Genomic DNA, 22,322 nt, shown 5'->3' on the forward strand with positions numbered 1-22,322 from the left:
ACCTCGAAAACTCACGCCGGGCCGTTCGTTGTATCCGGTCATCGTCAGCCTGACGCCGCCGACGGCACTAAATCAAGACACCCACGGGAAAACCTGCATCGTCACCGGCAAAGACGCCCCCATCGCTAAACAATGCGACGCATAACACCTCATACGCGATCGACGGCTACACGGCGGTGAAGCTCATCGCAGCAGCGGTTTTGAAAGCCGGTAGTGATGACCCGAAATTTGTGCGGGATGCCCTTGAAGAGGTTGACGTCGTCACCCCCCAAGGCCGATACCGATACTCGGCCACCAACCACCATGGCCTGAACGCTGACCAAGTAGCGGTAACCGTCATTGAAGACGGCAGATTCGTCGTAACAGACTGGTCCAGTAACGAGCTGGCGCAAGAAAGAAATCACCAAGGGAGGTCGTTATGAACGACAGGCAGGTTGTCCTGACCCATGTGGAAGGCCCCGTCGGATGGATACGACTGAATCGTCCGGAAGCACTCAATGCACTCAACGCCGAACTAGTACCTCAACTGGATGAGGCACTTACCCGCTTTGAGACGGACCCCAGCATCCGGGTCATGGTTATCACCGGAACGGGACGCGCGTTCTGCGCCGGCGGCGACTTGAACTCCTTCGACCCATCAGCCGAAGCCACCGTACAGGTATTCCTCGAACGCGCCGCCGAAACACTTGAACACATACCCCGGATCAATAAACCGGTCATCGCAGCCCTTAACGGCGTCACTGCTGCGGGGGGCCTGGAGATAGCAATGGCATGCGACCTCGTCATTGCAGCCCGCAGCGTCCGGATCGGCGACGCCCACGCGAACTTCGGCCTCCTTCCAGGGGCTGGAGGAGCGGTGCGTCTGGCACGCGCTGTGGGCCCAGCCCGTGCGAAATACCTGTCCTTCACCGGCCAGCTCTTTCCCGCTGAATTCTTCCTTTCATGGGGGCTGGTCAACGAAGTTGTCGACGACGACCAGCTGGATAATCGCGTCCAGGAACTGGCCGAGACGATAGCGGCCAAGAGCCCAATAGTCCTCGCCGGAGCAAAGCAGCTCATTGATGAAAGCTTTGACCAATCCCTTGAAGCCGGACTCAAGGCCGAACGCGACGCGATGTACGCGCACATGCGAACCGAGGACATGCGCGAAGGACTCGCAGCCTTCGTTGAAAAGCGAACCCCCAACTACACAGGACAATGAGGACCACCAAATGACCATTTACGTACTCGTGCACGGCGCCTGGCAATTCGGCGAAAGCTGGGACCAAGTGCGCTCAGAACTAGAAGCGCTCGGACACGAAGTCCACACACCCACCGCAGCAGGACTCCGCCCAGGCGACCCGGCCGATGTCAGCACCGACGACGCCTGCAAACCCATCATCGAGTACATCCTTGAGAAGGACCTCGATGACTTTGTCCTCGTCGGCCACAGCTGGGGCGGCGTTCTGATCGCCAAGATCGCAGAAGCACTGGCTTACCGGATACGGCGAATGGTCTTCCAAGGCGCATTCGTGCTCCTCGATGGACAAACGGTCCTCGATAATATCCCCCCGTTCTTCCCTCCAGCCCTTCAGGCGAACGCCGAGGAGCGAGGCGACGGAAGGGCGATGCTGCCGTTCGAAGTATGGCGCGACGGCTTCATGAACGATGCCGCATTTGACCTCGCAAAGGATGTCTACGACGGTCTGCGACCTCATCCCTTCCGGACCTTCACCGAGCCGGTTAACCTGGAAAAGTTCTTCGAACTACCGATTCCGAAGAGCTATCTGCACGCTACCGAGGACAACTGCCTGCTGCAGGGCGAATGGGGGTGGCACCCGAGGATGTCCAACCGGCTGGGGTACTTCCGCTTGGTCCAAATGCCAGGAGGCCACGAAGTCATGTACACCGCGCCCAAGTTGCTGGCTTCAAAAATCGAAGAGGCAGGTCGGGACTAAGAATAGTCAGTTGGTATGACCAGCTAAGCTAGGAGGTGGACACAAAACGGCGGAAGGACCCCCCGTATGACGCACCCCGCAGACGAAGAAGGCAACGTCGAGCTATTTGCCCCGGTTGGAAAACAAAGGCTTTTCGAGAGCGTTTTAGGCCAATTGGAAACCCTCATCCACGAAGGGCAGCTCAACGCGGGGGACCGTCTGCCCAGCGAACGCGCGCTGAGCGAAATGCTGCAAGTCAGCAGACCCTCCGTTCGTGAAGCACTTCGGGTTCTGGATGCGATGGACATCATCACCGTACGAACAGGTGTAGGGTCCGGCGGGGGTACGAAAATCAGCGACAAGCTCGGCCCCATGATTTCAAGGCTGATGCGCCTCTACATGGCCCTGGGACACTTTGACCTCGACAACGTCCTGGAAACCCGCCGGCTACTCGAGGAAGAAGCCGTCCGGGTGGCCTCGACGAAACGCACAGACGAACAACTTGCCGGGATGGACAAGCTGCTGGCTCAGATGGACGACCAGGTAGAGGACCGTGAACGGTACCTATCGCTTGACGGAAAATTCCACGTAGCCGTCGCACTGGCCAGCAGCAATCCTCTGCTGGCGCACCTCATGGGATCCATGCGGGACGCCGTCACCGAAAACCTCGTGAAGGCGCACATTGATGAGAGTGAGTGGCCGAGACTAGCAGGCAAGGCCCAACAAAACCACCGAAGGCTGGTCGAAGCGCTGCGAGCAGGAGACGCAGACACTGCCGCGCAATGCGTCGGGCAGCACGTCGACTTCTACGACGAGGCCCGTCTCAAGCGTTAAACGCAATAGAGCTCAACGGCGAAACCCGCCACCGTCGACAACGAATGTGTCCCATTTCCAAGGAAGTGGGACACATTTGTGCGATTATCCGTTGAGCCTTTCCTCCAGCGGCTTGCAACGGAAATGTCAGTCCGTCGGCTCATATACTGTGCGCATTATCGAAACACGTCCGCTCTTCCCGCGCGACTGGGACCGCAGAGCCTCTCGTCGCGTACAACAACGCAGACCGGCGTGTTGTCGTCGAGGCGGCGATGCGCCGCCTCGGACAATCAGCAGGTGAGCGGTTCTTGGGTTACCCTCCCACGTCGAAGCGGAGGGCCGGATCGCATTGCCCAATCTGTCACCTATTGCAGCCAGCGTGCGGTGCTCGTTAGCCGGTCCTCCACGAACGGCAGAATGCGCGGCGGGAAGCGCGCGATCCGGGACATCGCCAAGACGATCGAGGTCAGTGAGGCTACGGTGCTCCGAGAGCTCGCACGGCATCGGAAGAGTCTCCAGGCCCCGCAGGAATAAGGGTGTGACCGTGAGTCCTCCCGGGCCTTAGCTAGCGGGAGCGGGCTGCCCGCACCCAGGCAATCCGGACCGTTAACACCGAGCTCATCGTACTGCACTGGTCCGTCGGCATCGCGTTTCCATGAGCTTTCTCCCGTAAAAGCGGCGTCGGCCGTGGGCGTTAGATTTCGGCGTCGTTCTGATACAGGGACCGCTGCTGGGCACGAGGGTCCGGAGTGCAACTTGGGGAACCGGGAACAATCCAAAAGTTCGCGAGGAAATAAGCGACGCAGGAGCGCCGAACGAAGTTTTGTATTGGGATCGGCGCAAAGCGCCCTGGTTGCGCGGAGGACCCGCCCAGCGATGATCGGGTATCAGAATGACAAACAGCGAAGGTTCTTGTGGCTGTTCGTGGCTGGGCTTCGGCGTGTGCAGGCGGAGCGCGATGCGGGGCGACGTCCATCGCAATGTCTGCGCTCCGTGAACAGTATTCCAAGTCCACCCCGGTTGTCGGACGCAAGGTGGTAGCGTCTCGATCGTCGCGGATCCACGGCAGGCAGCATGAAGTCAGAGAGCAAGGAGTCGTTGTGAGAACAGACTGGAAGCCGATGGGGGAGCCTCTGCGGACCGGGCGACCTCTCACTACACAGCGAATGGAATACACGGTTGTGCCGATGTTCCCGGTATCGGATCCGCGCCATGGACTGTCTAACGGACCTACGGGATCAGCTGGCGGATACGGCGTCACCTATGTACTTGCGGTCCCTGGGGTGAACGTCAATCAGGAATCCGTTGATTTCGACCGACTAGAAGAACGAGGCGACAGTCTGTTCGAGGTGGAACCGAACGACGGAGACCTCGTGTTCAACGTTGGCGGGCAGGATACGTCCGACCCGGCCTTTCTTATTGCTGGGACCGTGAACGACAGGAATCATCTGCGCACCCTCAGCCACGAGGTCCAGGCCAATGGGTTCTCCGATGCCGCCGCCAAAAGCTATGACGTCATGATGCCGTTGTTGAGCAGATGGGCTTTCGAACACGACGCCCCGATTACCGTCTCGGGCGTTGAGCTTTGGGAATTAGCAACGGATGCACAGAAATGGATCCATACATTCGTAGGAGCCACAAAGCGATTCGCTCCGGTCACCGGCTACGTGACTGATCCGGTGAAACATGCGCTCGGCTCGTACAGGGAAGGACTGAGTTCCAGTGAGCCTCTTTATCAGGCGCTCTCCTTCTACAAGGTCTCAGAGATGGTCTTCCAACTCCGAGCTCATGCCAGGAAAGCGGCAGGGGGAAGCTACCGTGACCCAGGCGAGCGAGTCCCCACGGCGCTTGCGGAGTTTCTGCACCCCTTTGATCTGCAGATGTACGGCAACACATTTGCACCGTATCTCGGAAAGAAGTTCACGGCCGTCCGTGATGAGTTGAAGTCAACGCTTCGAAATTCAATAGCTCATCTGGATCCCGACCGCGATCCGTTCGGAGCCGATTCTTACTCAGACCTCGCTCGTGTAGAAGCGAGCATTCCTGTTTTGCGCTTCATGGCACGGGTCCTGCTTTCTTCCGTTCTCGACACGCCAGCTGATGCAGGGCAGCGGGACTGGCCTTCCTCTACAAAGTTCTGATCAAACTTGCGATTCGACAGAAATGGACTGCACCCGAGCATCCGTCCGGCGCGATGACCGCCTGCGGCCATGGGCTCGCCAGTCGGCACCGGCTTCCGTCCGAACAGGGGAGATGCCGTCTTCAATATTCTCAGCTTGCACGCTTTGCGCTCCTCGAGAATCAAGGTGCAACACATATCGGCGACCACACATGCCCTGTTGCGGGTATTTGCGATTCTGTTTCAGCTGAGGTCGGGGCAGTTTGATCGGTAGTGGCCCGGTGCCCGGCAGTGCCCGCATCTTCTTGGTGTTCGTGGCTTGTTGGCGGGAGACGATTCCGGTCCGATGCCGGGGCCTTCGCCGCGCAGATCCACCGGGGTGGCGGTGAGATCGTCGAAATATCCCGGAGTGCCGAGGAGCAACGCTGTGCGGTTGAGTTCGGTGAGTTCCCCTGGCGTGAGGATCTGGTCGGAGAGAGCGGCTTCTCTCATCATCTCCAGGAACCGTTCATTGAGCCCGCGGACCTGGGCGGCGCCCATGCCTCCGTTACCGGCGATGCGGGCAAGCAGCTTTGCTTCCTCTCCAACGATCTTGCCGTCCTCCACCGCGGAAACCAGTGCGTCGAGGTAGGCGGCAGCAGCGGCGTCACTGACCTCGCCTGTGCTGATCGGCAGACGGGACATCAGAGATGACATCCAGCCGTCGGTTCCCTTCCGCAAGGCGACTGCACGCGTCATCGGAGTAACGGTTCCAGGCCGGTGCCGTGCGCCCAGGCCGTAGGCGGGAGGGTGGCCGAACTCAATCCCGCCGTCGAAGCGTTCCAGCATCATGGGCAACAGGGCCGAGGTTGCCCTCACGTCACCAAGGGCGGCGTGTGCGTCCACCAGGGCTATACCTGCGTGCTGAGCAAGCGTCGCCAGTTTGTGGTTTGGTGTGTCGAACGTTTGCTGGCCAAGCCAAAGCGAGCAAAGCGCCGGCATAAGCGGTGTTGCAATACCGGCCCGGCCAAACTCCGCGGCGAGGAAGCGTTCCTCGAAGACGGCGTTGTGGGCAACAATGACCGTGCCTTCCAGACGGGAAAGGATGTCGCCAACAACGTCCGCGAAGTACGGGGCGTTCCGGACGGCGTCATTGCTGATGCCATGAATGAAGACGGCCCCAGTATCGCGGCCCTCGGGATTTAGCAAGGTTGAGTACTCATCCTCGATGCGGCCATTCCTGTCCACCCTGGCGACGGCAATCTCTATGACCCGGTCGCCGTTTACGGGGGAGAAGCCCGTTGTTTCGACGTCGATGACGGCGAAGGGACCGTCGTGAACATACCCTTTGCCGCTTGACGGACCGCCGTAGCTAAAAAGTTTGCCGGTCTTTCCGGGTTCCGCAAAGCGCATGACCGGATCGAGGGCTTTCGAGCTCGAATCGGTGCCTGGATGCGTGCGTGAAGGGGAGCAGGATTTCGGTTTCGGCGCTGGCTGGGTAGCGGTCGGTATAGGTCGTCCTTGCTTGGACTGTTTCGACGGCCAGAACCACCAAATGACGGCAGCGACAATGAGCAGAACAATCAAAATCCCCATAAGTGAATCCTTCGGCAAGGTAGAGCCCTGGTTCGTACCAGCGGGGGCAGAGATGCCGTCCTTGAACTTCCTATCACGGCTAAGCGATGCGAATCGGATCAACGGCACCGCGTGAAGCTGCCCACGCCCCTTAGGCTAAGGGGCGTGGATATGCAGAGTTGGTTAGCCAGTCTTACGCCCGAGGCGTGGTTTGCTGCTGCGGCAGCGCTGATTTCTTTTGCTGCGCTATTCTTCACGGGCATCGCGGCGAAGGCTGCGCGGGATCAAACACAAATTCAGCGGCAACTCCGCGTCGATTCTGCGCAGCCATATGTATGGGCAGACATCCGGCCCGAAACGGGGCAGGCCGGGCTTCTACGACTTGAAGTCGGCAATAGCGGTCCCACTGTGGCCACGAACATCCGGATCACCACCAGCACGCCGTTACCGGCCTCGGGTCAACGATTCGAGGAAAGAGCACGAGCGGTTGAGCGTCGACTTGCCTGTGGCGGTATCCGATCCCTCGCTCCCGGACGGGTCCTAGCCTGGACACTCGGAGTGACGCACGAGGTGGTTGCCGTCGAGGGGAACCCTCCTTGTGTTCTTACCATCGATGCGGACGGCCCCTTCGGGCCTCTTGAAACGCTCACATACGCTGTGGACTTGGATGATCTGAGGCAGACCGATGCGCGTCCCCTCGGTAGCTTGCACCTTGTCAAAGAGTCAATTGAGGGCCTGACCAAGCAGTTGAACCGGAGCTCAAGTGAGGTGGCCAGAAGTCTTGGTCGTTTTGATTCTGATGAAGAGAAAGCGGCGGAGTGAGAAGGGCGGGCCTGGAAACCTTCTTGGTCAATTGCATTGCCAGAGACGTTGGCCAAAATCAGAATGGCGACCCGAAACGCTTCGGCGGGTGAATCCTGAAACAGCGGCAGTTCCTCGGGAAGTCGTTGACCACGATCGTTCAGAATTGGGTTATGGCAAGCAGTAAGAGTTCTCGAACAGTTGGATCGGAACCCCTTGGTAAGCCAGCAGACTCAAACTACTCGCCGCAAGTCGCGGCCGCCATCAGGTTACTGGAGCAGGCCAACGATCCTTACCAGGTTCAGGCCTGCTTCACACTCTCACGTGGACTGGCGCTCGTTTCGGATCCTGAAAGTGCCATCATTGAGTTCGTCAAGCTGATCGAGCTGTACGTTAAGCAGCTCGCTTGGGTCGGCGACTTGGGGCCTGCCGCAGCGAAGAACGTCCTCGAGGACAAGATCATCTTTTCCAAGAGGGTCAAGGAAGACCTGAGGGCACGGATAATCCTGACGGATGAGACGGTGGACTTGATCTACAAAATAAAGGAGGTCCGAAACAAATTCGTAGGGCATGGGGGAATGCGTCCATTGCTCGGCGAACTCTTCGGAGATCCAGAAGGCAACCGAGGGCTCTTAGACCAGGCTGAGTTCAATTACGACCCTTATCTCGAGTACGGTCCGCACTTCTTTGAGCGGTTCCTGAATGACGTCATGCTGATGGGCGGCTTTCTGTTTTCAAAAATGCAGGGACTCGAACCCTTGGTGTGCGTTACGCCCGGATGCTGGTCCCAGAGCAGCCAACACGTTCATGATGTTCTCACCGAAGCCGGAGCTGGTTGGATCGGACCCAACCAAAACAGGCTCACGCCTGCCAAATGACAACCTGAGCCTGAGCAGCAGGAGCAGGTGTACACGCGCATCAAGGTCCGCACGCGCACCGACGGCGGGCTAGCGGCAGTCCAGTCCGTACATGGCCAGGACGTAGTCCAGGTCCGGGTCTGTGCGGTGGATTTCGGCTTCGTCCAGTACGGTGACGGGATCTGAGCCCAGGGCGTCGTCTTTGCGGCGCATCCAGTAGGCCCAGCAAATCCCGCCGCCGTATTTCGAATGTGCGCGTACTCCAGCGGCGTAGTTGCCGTCGTCGAGGACCTGTTCGCGCAACCACCCGGCGATGCGGGTTGTGGCTTCGCGGTCCTCGCCGGCCAGGGTTGCCAGCGTGATGACTCCCGTGCCGAAGGTGTCCGCGAGCTGTTCGCCGAGGTGGCGGTTCAAAGCGGCGATCGATTCGGCGGCGGTGAGGTCGATCCACCGCCGGGGTGCGGTGACCTGCAGCCTGTACATCAGGCGTCCGTCCCGCCAGCTGGCCGGCAGCCAGCCTGGAACCATGTTTCCGTTCCTGGTCCAATCGTCCTGGACCATCTTGCTAGCTTCCTCCACAGTTACGTCGAACTGCCGGGCGGCGAAGGCAATGGCGTTGCGGAAGTCGCTGGCCACCCGCGCCACCGCCAGGGTTTCGGCGTAGGCCGTCCTCCTGTCCCCGGCCAGGTATACGGTGGACCCTGGGGTGTCGAAACGTGACCATGAGGACCGGTCGGGGGAGCCGGTGGTGCGCGGGAGCGGGTTCAGGGGGCCGTAGGAGGATTTCGCGATTCTGTAGCCGTGGACGGGCCCGTCCACGAAGGCCAGGCCCGTGGCGGAGCAGACCTGGGTCAAGCGGTGAACCTGTCCTCGGTCATGGCGGCGGCTGCGCCCATGACGTCTTTGGCGCGCATGTCCCTGATCGCCTCGATCGGGGACACTTCGCCCAGCCAGGGGTTCGCGCCGACAAACCAGAGACGGGCCACGTGTTCGCCTTCCACGCCCGCGACGGCCGTCCAAGCGCGGTGTGCCAATTGCAGTCGGGCTTGGGCTTCGGCCCGCGGTTCGGGTCCGTCGGTGCGGGCCCAGCGGTAGCTGATCTTCGGGTCCTTGCTGCCGGCCAGGGCAGCGACCAGCGTCGCCCCCAGGGCGCTGTTGAGCTGCCTGACGATCTCCCGGATGCCCAGGCGTGCGGTTCCGCCATGGGCGGCTCCGACGTCGATTGATATGCTCACAGGTTTCACGCTCCTTCGACCTCTATCCTAGCGGAACGTACATGAAATCCAACCAAAAAAGCACGAAAAAAACACCAACTTGGACCAAGTAGCTTCGCGAGCGTCACAGCTTCACGGTCCGGGAGTTGCTGATGCTCGTGGCGCCATTTGTCGACGGGCAGGGAGAAGTGCACCTTGGCTTGTTTTGCGCACTGTAGCTTGGCCGGCGCGGTCCCTTCCATGCATTTGCAGCCCTCGCGTTGACCGCCCGTATACTTCGAGCATGTCAGATGCTCCCCCCTTCAGTCCGACGATTGCCCTTCTGGCTGTGGCACGGCAGTACGAATCGGAGCTCGGGGCTGCGCTGAAAAACCTGGATGTCAATATCCGTAAGTTCGGACTGCTCGGCCATATCGAGGCCACGCCTTCGATCTCCTTCAGCCAGCTCGCCCGGCGTTCCCGGATTACCGTGCAAAGCACCCACGCAGCTGTAGAAAGCCTTGTTAAGGCGGGCCTTGTTGAAGATGCCACGGCAACGTCCGGATCGGCCTCGACCCTCCGCCTGACGGAAGGCGGGCGGGAACTGTTAGCGAGAGCCAAGAGGGAAGTTCAGGCGTTGGATGAGAGTCTTGCGGGGCGATTTCCACAGCTCGCGGAGGCTCTAGAAAAATTCGTCCTCGAAACACGATGATGTATAGCGGCAACCTTCAGTTAGACTGAAGGTATGGAAGCTACTCTCCTCTCTTTGCACGTCGTCGCAGGCATTCTGTTTGTGGGGCCCGTGGCCGTAGTGGTCAGCCTCTTTCCCTGGTACGCACCGAACGGCACCGGAGCTCCCTCAGGCCGTTCCGATAACGGGGATAATGCCGTGGCGTGGGCTTTGCATAGAACCACCCGCACATATGGCGCCCTGGCGGTCATCGTTCCCGTTATCGGCATCCTCCTGGCGCTTGTCCAGGGCCGCCTGGGTGAAATTTGGATATCCCTCGCCATGATCCTGACTGCCGTGGCGGGCGCATTGCTCGTATTGAGAATCGCCCCAGAGCAACGCGATGCGCTCAATTTTCCTGGTGACAGAACGAGGCTCCGTCGCATCCGAATACTGGCCGGCGTGTTCAATGCGCTGTGGGTTCTGGTTGTCATCATGATGATCGTGCGTCCCGGATCGAAATATTCATGAGACCCGTACTGCGAGTCCTTGCAGCCTTGTCCATCCTCGAACTGGCGAGCGTCCTGGTGCTGCTGTTGAACGTCTCCGCGATGCAGGTTCACGCCGTCACGGTCACCGTGGGGCCGATTCACGGCGCGCTTTACCTTGCAGTGGGCGTTACGGCCCTGTTCGAACGTCGCCTGCGCCTGCGTACTCGCATTGGCGCGCTCGTCCCCGTCATTGGGGGCGTCCTGACGCTGATCAACGTTCGGGCAGAAGATTCGGCGTAGATCCGCCTCGCGAGTTGACGGCGGGCGCCGGGGTCGTCCGGACGGGCGAAGTCATCGGGCAGGTTCAGTGGGCCTGGACCATCACGAAATCCGGGTCGACGATTTCGAGTGCGGAGAGGTACTCGTCCCCGTCGAACCCTGGCACGATCGCGGCCTGCAGCAGGTAGCCCTGGCAGATGCCGACGATGACCGGGGCGACCGCCTTTGCGCGCTGCCGTGCCGCGGCCGCTGGAAGGTCGCGCTCGAGGAACCAAGCCTGGAAATAGCCCTCGAATAACCCGATCAGTTCCAGCATCAATTCGCCCACGAGCTCCTTGAGCCCTGCGTCGACGACGGCGACACCCCACACCTGCACGAGGATGCTGGGGTCGCCGAGATCGCGGCCCAGCCCTCCGAGAAAGTCGCGCACCACGGCGGCCGGATGGGGGAGGGGGGTCTGCTTCTCGAGTGCCGCCAGATCGGCAGTGCGGCCGGACATGACGTCGTGCACGACGCGCTCAACGAGATCCTGTTTGTTCTTGTAATGGTTGTAGATCGCGCCGGCCGAAAGTTGTGACTCGGCAATGATGTCAGCCATCGACGTACCCTCGAAGCCTTTGCGCGAAAAGCAGTGTAGGGCGGCGGTCGCGATTTGACGGCGTCGCTCGGCGCGGTGGTCATCGCTCACTTTAGGCATAGTCCTATTAAAAACGATTATTCGTTCTTGACAAGTCGATCAGACTTCCCAACAATAAAGAACGGTTATTCGTTTTTATTTCTCCGGACTGGAAAGGACCCACCCATGACTCGTCTCGCCATCAACGGTTTCGGCCGCATCGGACGAAACGCCCTGCGTGCCCTACTTGAGCGCGACACTGACCTTGAGGTCGTCGCCGTGAACGACCTTGCCGATCCCCCGACCCTCGCCCGCCTCCTTGCCTACGACTCGACGGCAGGCCGTCTGGGCCGCCCGGTGACCGTCAATGGAGACACCCTCGTCGTCGACGGCCGGCGCATCCGCGTGCTCGCCGAGCGTGAACCGGCGCAGCTGCCCTGGGCCGACCTCCGCGTCGACATCGTGCTTGAGGCAACCGGCCGCTTCACCTCCGCCGCCGCCGCCCGCGCGCACCTGGACGCCGGCGCGAAGAAGGTGCTCGTAAGCGCGCCGTCCGACGGCGCCGACGTCACCCTCGCCTTCGGCGTGAACACGGATGCCTACGACCCCGCCGCGCACACCATCGTCTCCAACGCCTCCTGCACCACCAACGCCCTGGCCCCGCTGGCGGCGGTCCTCGACGACCTCGCCGGCATAGAGCACGGCTTCATGACCACGGTGCACGCCTACACGCAGGAGCAGAACCTGCAGGACGGCCCGCATCGCGACCCGCGCCGCGCCCGCGCCGCCGGCATCAATATCGTGCCCACCAGTACGGGCGCGGCGAAGGCGATCGGCCTGGTATTGCCGACGCTCGAGGGCAAGCTCTCCGGCGACTCGATCCGGGTTCCGGTTCCGGTGGGCTCGATCGTGGAACTCAACACCACGGTCTCTCGCGACGTCACACGCGGGCAGGTGCTGGCCGCCTACCGCGCCGCGGCGGAAGGCCCGCTCGCGGGAATCCTCGAGTACTCGGACGACCCTCTGGTCTCCAGCGACATCACCGGCAACCCGGCGTCGTCGATCTTCGACTCCGCGCTCACCCGGGTCGACGGGCGGCACGTGAAGGTGGCCGCCTGGTACGACAACGAGTGGGGCTTCTCAAACCGCGTCATCGACACCCTCGAACTGCTCGCCAAAGGAACTCACCTATGAACCCCTCCCGTTCGGCCCGCCCACACACGCCTTGGGCAATTGTGGCCGCGATCGCCGTCGTCGCGTCCGTCGTCATCGGCGTCTTTGTGCTCGCCTTCACCTGGCCCTCCGTCACGTCGACCGTGCAGCACATTCCGGTCGCCGTCGCTGGCACGGGGCCGCAGGCCGACGCCGTCGCCAAGCAACTCGAGCAGGCTGCGGGCGCCCAACTCACCGTCACCCGCGTAGACGCCCGTGGGGACGCGCTGTCACTCCTGAAGTCGCGCGACGCATTCGGTGCCGTCGTCGTCGTCGGCGACGCCGCCTCGGCGGGCCCGGAAGTACTGGTCGCCGGCGCCAACGGCACCACTGTCACACAGGTAATGACTGCCGTCGCAGGGCAGATCCAGGTCGCACTCACCAAACAGCTGACTGCGCAGGGCGTCCGACAGGCCCAAGTGCCCATGGTGCCAGTGACAGATCTCGTGCCCTTCGCCTCGACGGATCAGCGGGGTGCCGGACTTAGCGCGCTCGCTTTCCCCCTCGTCATCGGCGGCGTGATCGGCGGAGTCGTGTTCACGTTGTTCGTCGCCGGGGTCTGGCGCAGACTCATCGGTGTCACGGCGTACGCTGTTGCTTCTGGGATCGTAGTCGTCGCGATCGCTCAGCACTGGTTCGGCATTCTGCAGGGGGACGCCATCGCGAACGGCCTCGCGATCGGCTCATCCACGCTCGCGATCGGCGGCCTCGTCGTCGGTATCACAGCTCTCCTTGGCCCCCGAGGCATTGCGATCGGAGCGGCGCTCGCTCTCCTGATCGGCAACCCGATGTCCGGCGCAACGCAGCCCCGGCAGTTCCTGCCTGATCCCTGGGGTGCAGTGGGGCAATGGTTCGCGCCAGGCGCCTCGGCCACGCTGCTGCGCGATCTGTCGTACTTCCGGGACGCGGCGACCATATTCCCGTGGCTCGTCCTCGCCGGCTGGGTCGCTCTCGGCGTCGTGCTCGTGGCCGCCGGCCGCTTCCGCAGCCAGGCAACCCTCGTGCCGCATGGCAGTCTCGAGGGAGATAGGCCGGAGGCCGCGCACAGCGATCTTCAGGACGCACGTCAGCCGGTGTAGGCAGCGGCCTGAAGGCCGGAGTGGGCCGAGCGACCCTGGCGGCTGGAAGCAGCCGCGGTCTGGAGGGGCAAGGCTTGGGGGGCAGCCGCAGGGGTCGCTCAGCGTTTTGCGGCGAACGACTCGACGTATGCCAGGGCGCCGTACAGGGCATCGCGCAGCGGCGTGCTGTCGCCGGCCGCCTGTTCCAGCAATGCTCCGCCCTGGAACGCGGCGGCGAGCAGGTGGGCTAATGCTCTCGGGTCGGCCTCTGGCCGCAGTTCGCCGCGTTCGCGCATCTTGTTCAGGCCGCGTTTGAACAGCTCCTGCCATCGCTTGAAGCCGTCGGCTACCGCATCGCGGTGGGCGGGTTCGGTTTTCACGACTTCGGCGGCCAGGGAGCCGAACGTGCAACCGCCGCGCAGCATGTCCTCCGAGGCGATGTACGTGTCATACCACCGGTGCAGGGCAGCGAAACTGTCCAGTTCGCCCAGCTCGGGTACTTGGTGGCGGGCCACAATGTTGTCGGCCTGCCAGGCGAGCACCGCGCGCACCAGGGACTCCTTGGTGGGGAAGTGGCGGTTCAGCTGGGAGCCGCTGATCCCGGCGGCCGCGCGGATCTGCTCGTTGTTGGTGTTCTGGGCACCGTGCTCGTAGATCAACTCGGCGGCTGCTTTGATGATGCGCTCGCGTGTGGCCAGGCCTTTGGGGGTCAGCTTCTGAGTCGACGCTTCGCTGCTTGCGGTCATGGAGACAACCTTAGCAGAAAAATGGGCTTGACAACCCCTTTTTTAAACGGTCTCATTGAATTGAGCCCAAAAAGGGCTAATAGGCCCATTTTCCTGAAGGAGCGGACGGCGTGTCCACACAGGCTTCATTGCAGGCGGTCGCAACGACACCACACCCCGGACCGGCGCCGGTCGTCAAGGAGACGGGCCACCCGCGCCGCTGGAGCATCATGGCGGTGCTCGGTGCGGTCGCCTTCATGGCACAGCTGGACTTCTTCGTCGTCAACGTCGCGCTCGACGGGATCGGCCAGTCGTTCCCGGGCGCCAGCGTTGCGAGCGTGTCGTGGGTCCTCTCGGCCTACGCGATCGTCTTCGCCGCCGTGCTCGTGCCCGCGGGTCGGATCGCGGACCATTGGGGACGGAAGAAGATGCTGCTCGCCGGGGTGGTGGTCTTCACCCTCGCTTCCGCCGGCGCGGCCGCCGCGCCTGATCTCCCCGTGCTGGTCGCCGCCCGCGCCATCCAAGCCGTCGGTGCGGCGATGATCGTCCCGACCTCGCTTGGCCTGCTCTACCCGAGTTTCCCTAAACGCCAGCACACCCTCGTGGTCGGCCTGTGGGCGGGTGTGGGCGCGATCGCGGCCTCGGCCGGCCCGCCCGTCGGCGGTCTGCTCGTCACCCTCGACTGGCGGTGGATCTTCCTGATCAACGTTCCCGTCGGGATTGCCACCCTCGTCGCCGGCGCGCTGCTGCTTCCCGAGGTTCGCCAGCCCAAGGGCGCCTCCCGGCCGGACCCGGTTTCCGCCCTCACGCTGCTGCTGGCCGTGAGCATGCTGGTGCTTGCCACCGTCCAAGGACCGGAATGGGGCTGGGCCGACGCACGCACCATCGCGCTGTTCGCCGCCGCCGTCGCGGTCGGGGCCGCAACCATCGAGCGGACCCTGCACGCCAAGTCACCGGTGATCGAGAAGCAGTTGTTCACCAGCAGGCCGTTTACCGCCGCCACGGTGGCTCTGTTCCTGTTCTTCGTAGGCTTCGCCATCGTCCTGCTCAGCACTGCCCGGTTCATGCAGGAGGTGTGGCACTTCAGCCCGCTCAGCGCCGGCGTCGGCATCGCCCCGGCTCCCCTGGCCTCGATCGCCTTCGCGATGAACGCCGGACCAATCCAGCGCCGCTTCGGCCGCATCGCTCCAGCCGTGGCCGGCACCCTGATCATGGCGCTTGCCGCCGTTTACTGGCTCGCGGCCGTGCACACCGCCCCCGACTACTGGGGTGGTATGTTCCCGGGCCTGATCATGGTGGGCCTGGCCGGCGGCCTGGCCCAGGCGCCGCTGTTCGCCGCAGCCGGAACCCTCGCACCCGAACGCGCCACCACCGGAAGCGCGGTGCTCAACATGAGCCGGCAGATCGGTAGCGCCGTGGGCGTGGCCGTGCTCGTCGCCCTCACCCCTCACGCCACTATCGAGGGGTTCGACCACGCCTGGTGGGTCCAAGCCGGCGCCGGACTTGCCGCTGGCGCCGCCCTGCTCGCCCTCCGCCCCCGTCGCACCACTTGACCAACCGGGCGCCCTTCGACCCACCCACCCCCTACACAAACTGAGCATTGGAGAACATCATGAGCGTTTGGTTCATCACAGGATCGTCCCGCGGACTCGGCCTGGAAATCGCCCGCGCCGCGCTGACCGCCGGCCACCAGGTGGTAGCCACCGCACGGAATGCGGAAACCGTCCCCAAACAGGTGCCCGACGCCGCCGACCAGCTCCTGGCCGTGCCGTTGGACGTGACCGACCCGGAGAGCATCCAGGCCGCCGTCGACGCGGCGGTGGAACGGTTCGGCCGGATCGATGTCCTGGTCAATAACGCCGGAACCGGCCTGCTCGCCGCAGTGGAGGAGTCCGGCGACGCCGCAGTGCGCGCCCTGTACGAGACCAACGTGTTCGGCCCCCTCGCCGTACAACGCGCCGTGCTTCCGCTGCTGCGACGCCAGCGTTTCGGGCACGTGATCAACATCAGTTCCATCGTGGGCTTCGCCACCGCACCGGGCTGGGGCATCTACGCATCCACGAAGTTCGCAGTCGAGGGATTCACCGAAACCCTCCACGCCGAACTGGCACCACTGGGCGTCCACACGACGCTCGTGGAACCTGGCTTCTTCCGCACCGACTTCCTCGACCCAGCCAGCCTGCACGCGGGCCCCGACGTGATCGAGGACTACGCGGTCACCGTCGGCACCATGCGCCTGGCCGCCGCAGGCCTCAACCATGCCCAGCCCGGCGACCCGGCCAAGGCCGCCCGCGCCATCGTCGAGATGGCCGCCGCTGCCGAGCCGCCCCTGCGCCTCCAACTCGGAGCCGACACCCTGCAAGCTGTCGAAGCCAAGCTGCACAGCTTCCGCAAGGAGATGGATGCCTGGCGGCACGTCGCCCTATCAACCGACCACGACTAGTAAGACCAGCACCGCAAGTCTCAGTAAGCTTGGCAAAACGCGCGTCAGCGTTGCCAAGTTCGCTGGCCTCGACAGGGAGCTTGGCGCGGGGGGAGCGGGTGGGTCTTGAGCGCGAACTGTCGGGTGATCGTCCATCCTGCGACGGCCTTGTCTCCCAATGCGACCGACTCACCTTTAACTCACCTTAATGAGCGGCAACCGATGACAAATCATCGCCTGTCGTTGATGGTAAAAACCTTAGATTCCGGGGGAGAGCGACCATATTCAAGGCGCACAGAGGGCCTCGGTCCTAAAGCGGGGGTCGTCGGTTCGAATCCGACAGGGGGCTCCAGTTTTGGGTTTGAGCTGCGGGGTTGTTTTCGATGACTGGCGGCCGGGGATGTATTCCTGCCGGTTTCCTCGGTCCGGATCCAACAGTATCGGCCCTGACCTGCGGGTTTAGTGACCAAAACGGCGGGCCGTGGGGGCTGTGGCTGGCCGGCGTTCTTCGGTTCAAATTCAACGGTGGTATCAATGTGGCCCTGACCTGCGGCTTTGGTCCAGCGGTGACCCGCTTCTCGCTTTCTTATGTGCCGGACTCACCTTTAACTCACCTAATGGGCTCCAAACGTGTCTTACCGGAGGCAGTCCCGAGCTCGGAGCTTCACGGTTGAGATGGGCAAGATGCTCAAGGGCACGAGCCAAGTTATCCGCAACCGATACGCTGGACCAGGGAATCTACCGGGGGTCCTTGTCGACCGTTTATCGGGTGCTGGAGGAAAACAAACAGGTCAAGGAACGCCGCCGCCTGGCCAAGCACCCGTCCCGGGCCGTTCCTGAACTGGTCGCCACGGCCCCGGGGCAGGTGTTCACGTGGGATATCACCAAGCTTGCCGGCATGGTCATGGGCAAGTATTTCGACTGCTACGTGATGGTCGACAAATACGGTCCGGAATTCCCCGAACGCTTCACCACCACCAGAGACCCCAAATTCTCGCGCTCCCAGGACCCGCGTGGATCAACCAGCCCAGGGAAAACACCGAACAGCTAGCCGCCTAACTCCCCTTGGTACCGTTCAGCTTGATAAATTCCGCGGAGACGTTGCCCGGCAGTGAGGCATCAAGGCAGCACACTGCGGCCATTTCGCGCTGGGGAAAGACGGCCATAATCCGCTGCGATTCATAGGACTCAGGAACTGGGGTTGCTTGCGGCGAATGTTGGGGTTTGCAAATGCTTCGCCGTTGACAGGAATACGGACGCGGCCTGTTGTCCGGCCGGGCTGAGCCTGCGGTTTGCAAGGTGGGCGAGGAGGATCCTCCTCGTCGGGGAGCCGGTGAGTGGAACGGCGATGATGTCGGGGCGGAGGGCACTCAGGGCGAGCTGCGGGGCGAGGGCGATGCCGATGCCCGCGGCGACCATGCCTTGGGTTTCCTGGTAGTCGTTGGCGGCGAAGGCGATGCGCGGTTCGAAGCCGGCATCGCGGCAGACCCGCCGGAGGACGTCGGCCACGGGGTGTTCGTCCCGGACGATCCATTCCTGGTCGCTGAGCGCGTCGATCCGAACCGAGCGGCGTGCGGCGACGGGGTGGTCCCTTGGTACGAGCAGCATGGTGGGGTCATTCATGAGCGGGACGAGGTTCAGGTCCTCGTCCTCGATGCGCTCCCACGGGTAGTCCCAGAGCAGCGTTAGCTCGATGTCCCTGCGCCGCAGCCGTTCGAGGAGACCGTCGCGGCGTGCGCTGACCACCGTGACCGCGACGTCAGGGTGGCGGGCTCGGAAGGCGAGCACGACGTCGGGCATCAGGGAGGCTCCGACGGTGGGGAACGTCCCCATGCGCAGTTGGCCTCGCCGTAGGCCGGCGAACTCGCCCATCTCGGCCCGGGCGGCCTCGATTGTCCGGTCGATGTCTTCCGCGTAGCGCAGGAGTGCCTGACCGGCATCGGTGAGCACGACGCCCCGCGGATGCCGGTCGATCAGGGCGACGCCCACTTCGTGTTCCAGCTTGGCGATCTGCTGGGAGACGGCCGATGTCGTGAAGGACAGGGCCGCCGCGGCCGAGGTCAGGGAGCCGAAACGGCTGACTTCCCGGAGCAGGTGGAGGCGGTGCAGATCGAGGTCGGCCATGATCTGAGTTTAGCAAAAGTAGAGGCCAGTGGAGAATCCTGTGATTGTGCTCAACTCGCGATGCGTGGATCGTAGAAGGAGCAGGCGCCGTGAGGCGCGACACAACAACACGTGAAGGAAGAAGACCATGCAACTCCGCGGTCACTGGTACCGGGGCGGCACGAGCAAGTGTTGGCTCTTCGACGCCGAAGACATGGCCCAGCATGCGACCGGCCGCGAGGAGATCCGCAGCCTGCTGGCCGACGCCTTCGGTGCCGCAGATGCCCGCCAGCTCGACGGCGTCGGCGGCGGCACTTCGACGACGTCGAAGGCTGCCGTCGTCCGGGCCACTCCCGACGGCCCGGCCGACCTCGACTACCTCTTCGCCCAGGTCGGGATCGGGGACGCCACGGTGGAACTCGGCTCCAATTGCGGCAACTGCGCCACCGCGATCGCGCTGTATGCCGTCCAGTCAGGTGTCGTTCCTCCAAAGGAGGGCACGACGCGGGTCAGCATGCGCAACCTCAACACCGGAGCCGTGCTGAGCGGCACGATCGCGACGCCGGGCGGCAACGTCCCGGCGTCGGGCCTGGCCCGGGTTCCCGGCAGCAGCGCACTCGGTGTTCCCGTCAGCTTGTCGTTCCACGCTCCGTGGGGGCAGACCACGGGTGCGGTTCTGCCGACGGGGAGCGTCGCTGACCAGATCGCGGCCGCCGGGACCACACTTACGGCGACTCTGGTTGACGCCGGTGCGCCGGCGGTGCTGATTCCGGCGGACGAGGCAGGCATCGACCTGTCGTCGATGACCGGCAACCTCTCCGAGCAGCTGCCCCTGCTCGTGGCGGCCCGGGCGTCGGCCGGTCTGATGATGGGGCTGCGAAAGCCCGAAGATCCTCCGCAGAATGCCGTGCCGAAGGTCGGCGTCGTCGCGGGGCCGGGCGACTATGTCGCGGCCGACGGAACGAGGATCGCGGCGGACACCCATGATCTGCGGGTGCGCATGCTCTCGATGCTCGCACCACACCCCGCGATCGGGCTCACCTCCGCGGTCGCCGTCTCCCTCGCAGCCGCCTTGCCTGGATCGGTGGTGGCGAAGGTGCTGCCTCCGGCGGACAGCGCTCACCGAGGATCCCGGCTTCTGCGCATCGGCACACCTGCCGGTGTCATCAGCACCGAGGTCGTCACGGACGAGTTCGGCAACGTCATCGAGGTCGCCCTCCACCGGGCGGCCCGCCATCTCGCCGTCGCCGACATTGACGTCGCGCAGCCTGTGGCACTGACGGCCTAGCCCCTTTATTCCGCCCCTGCCATCATGGATGGAACGGGCACTCACCCAGGAAGTTGTTCAATGAAGATCAAATCCATCCTCGGACACTTGTATGTCCAGGTACTCATCGGCGTCGGGCTCGGCATCCTCGTCGGCGCGCTGTGGCCGGACCTCGGGTCCTCACTCAAACCGCTGGGCGACGGCTTCGTGAAGCTCGTGAAATTCATGATCGCGCCGATCGTCTTCTGCACCATTGTCAGCGGCATCACCTCACTGACCGACGCCAAGAAGGTCGGCCCGACCCTGCTGCGGTCGCTGGGCTTGTTCTACGTGCTCACAGGGGCGGCACTGGCCATCGGCCTGGGTGCGGTCATGCTCTTCCAGCCGGGTGCAGGCATGCACATCAACCCAGCCCACCTCGATACCTCTGTCGCATCGAAGTACACAAGCCAGCTGCCCAGCAGCAACCCCGTGGACTTCGTCATGAGCATCATCCCCACCAGCTTCATCGGGGCCTTCGCCGACGGCGAAGTCCTGCCCGTGCTCGTGATCGCGCTGCTTTGCGGCTTCGCCTTCAGCAAGCTCGGCACACCCGGCCAGCTGGCCCTCAACATGGTCAACAGCTTCAACAAGCTGCTGTTCGTCGTGTTCGGCTTCCTCATGAAAGTCGCACCCATCGGGGCGTTCGGCGCCATGGCGTTCACGGTCGGCAAGTACGGAGCCCATTCGATCGGCAACCTCGGGATGCTGATCCTCGCCTTCTACGCCGCGTGCATCGTCTTCGTGGTCCTCGTCCTCGGAATCCTGGCGAAGCTCACCGGTTTCAGTCTCTGGCGGATCCTGCGCTACTTCCGCGACGAGTTCCTCATCGTCCTCGCCACATCCTCAAGCGAACCCGTCCTTCCGCGCCTGCTCTCCAAGCTCGAACGCATCGGCTGCGACCGCGGAGTCGTCGGCCTCGTCGTCCCGACGGGCTACTCCTTCAACCTCACCGGCACCGCGGTCTACCTGACGCTCTCCTCGATGTTCATAGCCCAGGCCTGCGACATCCACCTGGGCTGGGACCAGATCCTCCTCATGCTCGGAATGATGCTCCTGACCTCCAAGGGCGCCGCGGGCGTGACAGGCAGCGGCTTCGTCGCCCTCGTCGCGACCCTGACAGTCATGCCCACGCTGCCCGTTGCCGGAGTGGCACTCATCGTCGGCATCGACCGCTTCATGAGCGAAGCCCGCGCCCTTACCAGCACCGTCTGTAACATCGTCTCCTGCGTCGCCATCGCCAAGTGGCAGCGTGCGCTCGACACCGAGAAACTCCAATCCGAGCTCAAGACGGGCTACGTGCCCACCGAAGCCGAAAAGCTCCAGCTCACTGAACCGGCACTGGCACACTGACGGTGCCCTTAACGAGTCAGGCTCCAGCCCTCGGCAATAACCTGACCCGCCCACCCGGCGACCTCCGCCGGGTCCACACAAGGCTGCATCGGACACCCGGCCCTGCATATCCATCGCAACAGGTAACCCGACAGTCGGGCGCAGGAACCGGGTCCGGTGCCAACGTGGCGGGAAGCAGACACGCTGCTCCCCGCCACGTCCCCACCCGGACCGGATCAAACGGAACCAAAAACAAACCAGGGAACCCATGACACCCCCCTTGCAACAGACCACTCCGGACGAACTCGCACAGGCACCGAGCGGCGCTCCGACGACAGAAATGGAGCGCATACCGGACTGGAACAAACTCACCCGCGCAGACGAAGTCGCAATCCGCCGCCACGATGGATCACTTTCCTCGGGACGGATCGACATGCTCTCCATGGACCGAAAGGTCTTCTGGATCATCCAGAATAACGGCAAAGGGCGCACGATGATCGAGAAGGACGAAGACACCACCGTATTCCGTCGCGCATCGGGCCGCCGTAACGAAGGGCACACAGGGTCTTACCGGATATGAAGATTCATCAGTTCAGCTTGGCACGATGCAGCAGCAGTATCTCGTGCGGCATAACCCAAGCTGCCCGGTGCGGCAGCACCTAGCTCCTGGAGATGACTTTCAGACCGTCCGGGCGCGTCTTCCTCGTGGGTGAGACATGCCGATACAAGGTCTGGCGTGTGATGCCGAGTTCTTTGCAGAGCTCGCTGATTTTGGTGCCTGGCTACCCATGGACGCTGCGGCAACCCGCCCTCGGCCTTGAGCCGAACCCAGGCGCGCCAGGGGACTCTCTATTT

General features: G+C 63.0%; 24 protein-coding genes and 1 pseudogene. 18 read left to right on the plus strand and 7 right to left on the minus strand.

Features of this window, described 5'->3' with window-relative positions; translation table 11 throughout:
* Positions 1-176: 176 nt before the first annotated feature.
* From AC1DJW_RS21310 to mauJ, 5 genes are all read left to right on the plus strand, one after another.
* The gene (locus tag AC1DJW_RS21310; protein ID WP_476902445.1) at positions 177-422 is read left to right on the plus strand and encodes an ABC transporter substrate-binding protein; all 246 of its coding nucleotides are present in this window, start codon (positions 177-179) and stop codon (positions 420-422) included.
* Complete coding sequence (locus AC1DJW_RS21315; protein WP_476902446.1) at positions 419-1,201, plus strand: enoyl-CoA hydratase/isomerase family protein; 783 nt, start codon at positions 419-421, stop codon at positions 1,199-1,201. Before AC1DJW_RS21310 ends, AC1DJW_RS21315 begins: the two co-directional genes overlap by 4 nt.
* A 10-nt stretch (positions 1,202-1,211) precedes the next feature.
* Positions 1,212-1,937 carry an alpha/beta fold hydrolase gene (locus tag AC1DJW_RS21320; RefSeq protein WP_476902447.1) on the plus strand — a complete coding sequence of 242 codons (726 nt, stop codon included), beginning with the start codon at positions 1,212-1,214 and terminating at the stop codon, positions 1,935-1,937.
* A 66-nt stretch (positions 1,938-2,003) separates the two neighbouring features.
* Positions 2,004-2,750, plus strand: coding sequence for a FadR/GntR family transcriptional regulator (locus tag AC1DJW_RS21325; protein WP_476902448.1), 747 nt, complete (start codon positions 2,004-2,006; stop codon positions 2,748-2,750).
* Between the two features lie 1,145 nt (positions 2,751-3,895).
* On the plus strand, positions 3,896-4,870 hold the full coding sequence (gene mauJ, locus AC1DJW_RS21330) for a methylamine utilization protein MauJ (RefSeq protein WP_476902449.1): 975 nt from the start codon (positions 3,896-3,898) through the stop codon (positions 4,868-4,870).
* A gap of 221 nt (positions 4,871-5,091) precedes the next feature.
* Here the strand turns inward: mauJ and AC1DJW_RS21335 are convergent, their stop codons facing one another.
* The gene (locus tag AC1DJW_RS21335) at positions 5,092-6,423 is read right to left on the minus strand and encodes a 3'-5' exonuclease (protein ID WP_476902450.1); all 1,332 of its coding nucleotides are present in this window, start codon (positions 6,421-6,423) and stop codon (positions 5,092-5,094) included.
* Positions 6,424-6,567: 144 nt separating this feature from the next.
* Between AC1DJW_RS21335 and AC1DJW_RS21340 the strand changes: the two genes are divergently transcribed.
* Positions 6,568-7,224, plus strand: a complete 657-nt coding sequence (locus tag AC1DJW_RS21340) for a hypothetical protein (RefSeq protein ID WP_476902451.1) — start codon at positions 6,568-6,570, stop codon at positions 7,222-7,224.
* A 152-nt stretch (positions 7,225-7,376) separates the two neighbouring features.
* Entirely contained in the window at positions 7,377-8,081 is a 705-nt protein-coding gene (locus tag AC1DJW_RS21345) for a hypothetical protein (protein WP_476902452.1), read from the plus strand.
* A 69-nt stretch (positions 8,082-8,150) separates the two neighbouring features.
* Here the strand turns inward: AC1DJW_RS21345 and AC1DJW_RS21350 are convergent, their stop codons facing one another.
* Positions 8,151-8,915 carry a hypothetical protein gene (locus AC1DJW_RS21350; RefSeq protein WP_476902453.1) on the minus strand — a complete coding sequence of 255 codons (765 nt, stop codon included), beginning with the start codon at positions 8,913-8,915 and terminating at the stop codon, positions 8,151-8,153.
* Positions 8,912-9,295, minus strand: a complete 384-nt coding sequence (locus tag AC1DJW_RS21355) for a hypothetical protein (RefSeq protein ID WP_476902454.1) — start codon at positions 9,293-9,295, stop codon at positions 8,912-8,914. Before AC1DJW_RS21355 ends, AC1DJW_RS21350 begins: the two co-directional genes overlap by 4 nt.
* A gap of 262 nt (positions 9,296-9,557) precedes the next feature.
* Between AC1DJW_RS21355 and AC1DJW_RS21360 the strand changes: the two genes are divergently transcribed.
* The 3 genes from AC1DJW_RS21360 to AC1DJW_RS21370 are packed head-to-tail and all read left to right on the plus strand — an operon-like array spanning position 9,558 to position 10,714.
* Positions 9,558-9,965: a MarR family winged helix-turn-helix transcriptional regulator gene (locus tag AC1DJW_RS21360; RefSeq protein ID WP_476902455.1), complete on the plus strand. Its 408-nt coding sequence runs from the start codon at positions 9,558-9,560 to the stop codon at positions 9,963-9,965.
* Between the two features lie 33 nt (positions 9,966-9,998).
* Complete coding sequence (locus tag AC1DJW_RS21365; RefSeq protein ID WP_476902456.1) at positions 9,999-10,454, plus strand: hypothetical protein; 456 nt, start codon at positions 9,999-10,001, stop codon at positions 10,452-10,454.
* Positions 10,451-10,714: a hypothetical protein gene (locus AC1DJW_RS21370; protein ID WP_476902457.1), complete on the plus strand. Its 264-nt coding sequence runs from the start codon at positions 10,451-10,453 to the stop codon at positions 10,712-10,714. The genes AC1DJW_RS21365 and AC1DJW_RS21370 overlap by 4 nt, the downstream gene beginning before the upstream one ends.
* Positions 10,715-10,778: 64 nt before the next feature.
* On the opposite strand, the gene AC1DJW_RS21375 is transcribed toward AC1DJW_RS21370, so the two are convergent.
* A complete protein-coding gene (locus AC1DJW_RS21375) occupies positions 10,779-11,390 on the minus strand; it encodes a TetR/AcrR family transcriptional regulator (protein ID WP_476902458.1) in 612 nt (203 codons plus the stop codon).
* Positions 11,391-11,495: 105 nt separating this feature from the next.
* On the opposite strand from AC1DJW_RS21375, the gene gap reads away from it, so the two are divergent.
* On the plus strand, positions 11,496-12,503 hold the full coding sequence (gene gap / locus AC1DJW_RS21380) for a type I glyceraldehyde-3-phosphate dehydrogenase (RefSeq protein WP_476902459.1): 1,008 nt from the start codon (positions 11,496-11,498) through the stop codon (positions 12,501-12,503).
* Positions 12,500-13,600: a hypothetical protein gene (locus AC1DJW_RS21385; protein ID WP_476902460.1), complete on the plus strand. Its 1,101-nt coding sequence runs from the start codon at positions 12,500-12,502 to the stop codon at positions 13,598-13,600. The genes gap and AC1DJW_RS21385 overlap by 4 nt, the downstream gene beginning before the upstream one ends.
* A gap of 98 nt (positions 13,601-13,698) precedes the next feature.
* On the opposite strand, the gene AC1DJW_RS21390 is transcribed toward AC1DJW_RS21385, so the two are convergent.
* The gene (locus AC1DJW_RS21390; protein ID WP_476902461.1) at positions 13,699-14,325 is read right to left on the minus strand and encodes a TetR/AcrR family transcriptional regulator; all 627 of its coding nucleotides are present in this window, start codon (positions 14,323-14,325) and stop codon (positions 13,699-13,701) included.
* Positions 14,326-14,435: 110 nt separating this feature from the next.
* Here AC1DJW_RS21390 and AC1DJW_RS21395 point away from each other — a divergent pair, with 110 nt between their 5' ends.
* From AC1DJW_RS21395 to AC1DJW_RS21405, 3 genes and pseudogenes are all read left to right on the plus strand, one after another.
* A complete protein-coding gene (locus tag AC1DJW_RS21395) occupies positions 14,436-15,857 on the plus strand; it encodes an MFS transporter (protein WP_476902462.1) in 1,422 nt (473 codons plus the stop codon).
* Positions 15,858-15,916: 59 nt separating this feature from the next.
* On the plus strand, positions 15,917-16,747 hold the full coding sequence (locus AC1DJW_RS21400) for an oxidoreductase (RefSeq protein ID WP_476902463.1): 831 nt from the start codon (positions 15,917-15,919) through the stop codon (positions 16,745-16,747).
* A 703-nt stretch (positions 16,748-17,450) separates the two neighbouring features.
* Positions 17,451-17,672: pseudogene (locus AC1DJW_RS21405) on the plus strand (IS3-like element ISAar46 family transposase); the annotation flags it as partial.
* Positions 17,673-17,914: 242 nt separating this feature from the next.
* Here AC1DJW_RS21405 and AC1DJW_RS21410 read toward each other — a convergent pair.
* Positions 17,915-18,850 (minus strand): LysR family transcriptional regulator, encoded by a 936-nt coding sequence (locus AC1DJW_RS21410; RefSeq protein ID WP_476902464.1) that lies wholly within the window; start codon positions 18,848-18,850, stop codon positions 17,915-17,917.
* A 127-nt stretch (positions 18,851-18,977) separates the two neighbouring features.
* On the opposite strand from AC1DJW_RS21410, the gene AC1DJW_RS21415 reads away from it, so the two are divergent.
* The 3 genes from AC1DJW_RS21415 to AC1DJW_RS21425 all read left to right on the plus strand — a co-directional run bounded on the left by AC1DJW_RS21415 (position 18,978) and on the right by AC1DJW_RS21425 (position 22,047).
* A complete protein-coding gene (locus tag AC1DJW_RS21415; RefSeq protein ID WP_284754977.1) occupies positions 18,978-20,117 on the plus strand; it encodes a PrpF domain-containing protein in 1,140 nt (379 codons plus the stop codon).
* A 60-nt stretch (positions 20,118-20,177) separates the two neighbouring features.
* Entirely contained in the window at positions 20,178-21,488 is a 1,311-nt protein-coding gene (gene dctA / locus AC1DJW_RS21420; RefSeq protein WP_476902465.1) for a C4-dicarboxylate transporter DctA, read from the plus strand.
* Between the two features lie 247 nt (positions 21,489-21,735).
* Entirely contained in the window at positions 21,736-22,047 is a 312-nt protein-coding gene (locus tag AC1DJW_RS21425; RefSeq protein WP_476902466.1) for a hypothetical protein, read from the plus strand.
* Positions 22,048-22,126: 79 nt separating this feature from the next.
* Here the strand turns inward: AC1DJW_RS21425 and AC1DJW_RS21430 are convergent, their stop codons facing one another.
* Positions 22,127-22,237: a hypothetical protein gene (locus tag AC1DJW_RS21430; protein WP_390280820.1), complete on the minus strand. Its 111-nt coding sequence runs from the start codon at positions 22,235-22,237 to the stop codon at positions 22,127-22,129.
* Between the last annotated feature and the right edge of the window lie 85 nt (positions 22,238-22,322).

Source organism: Arthrobacter sp. 05L417 (assembly GCF_056397865.1).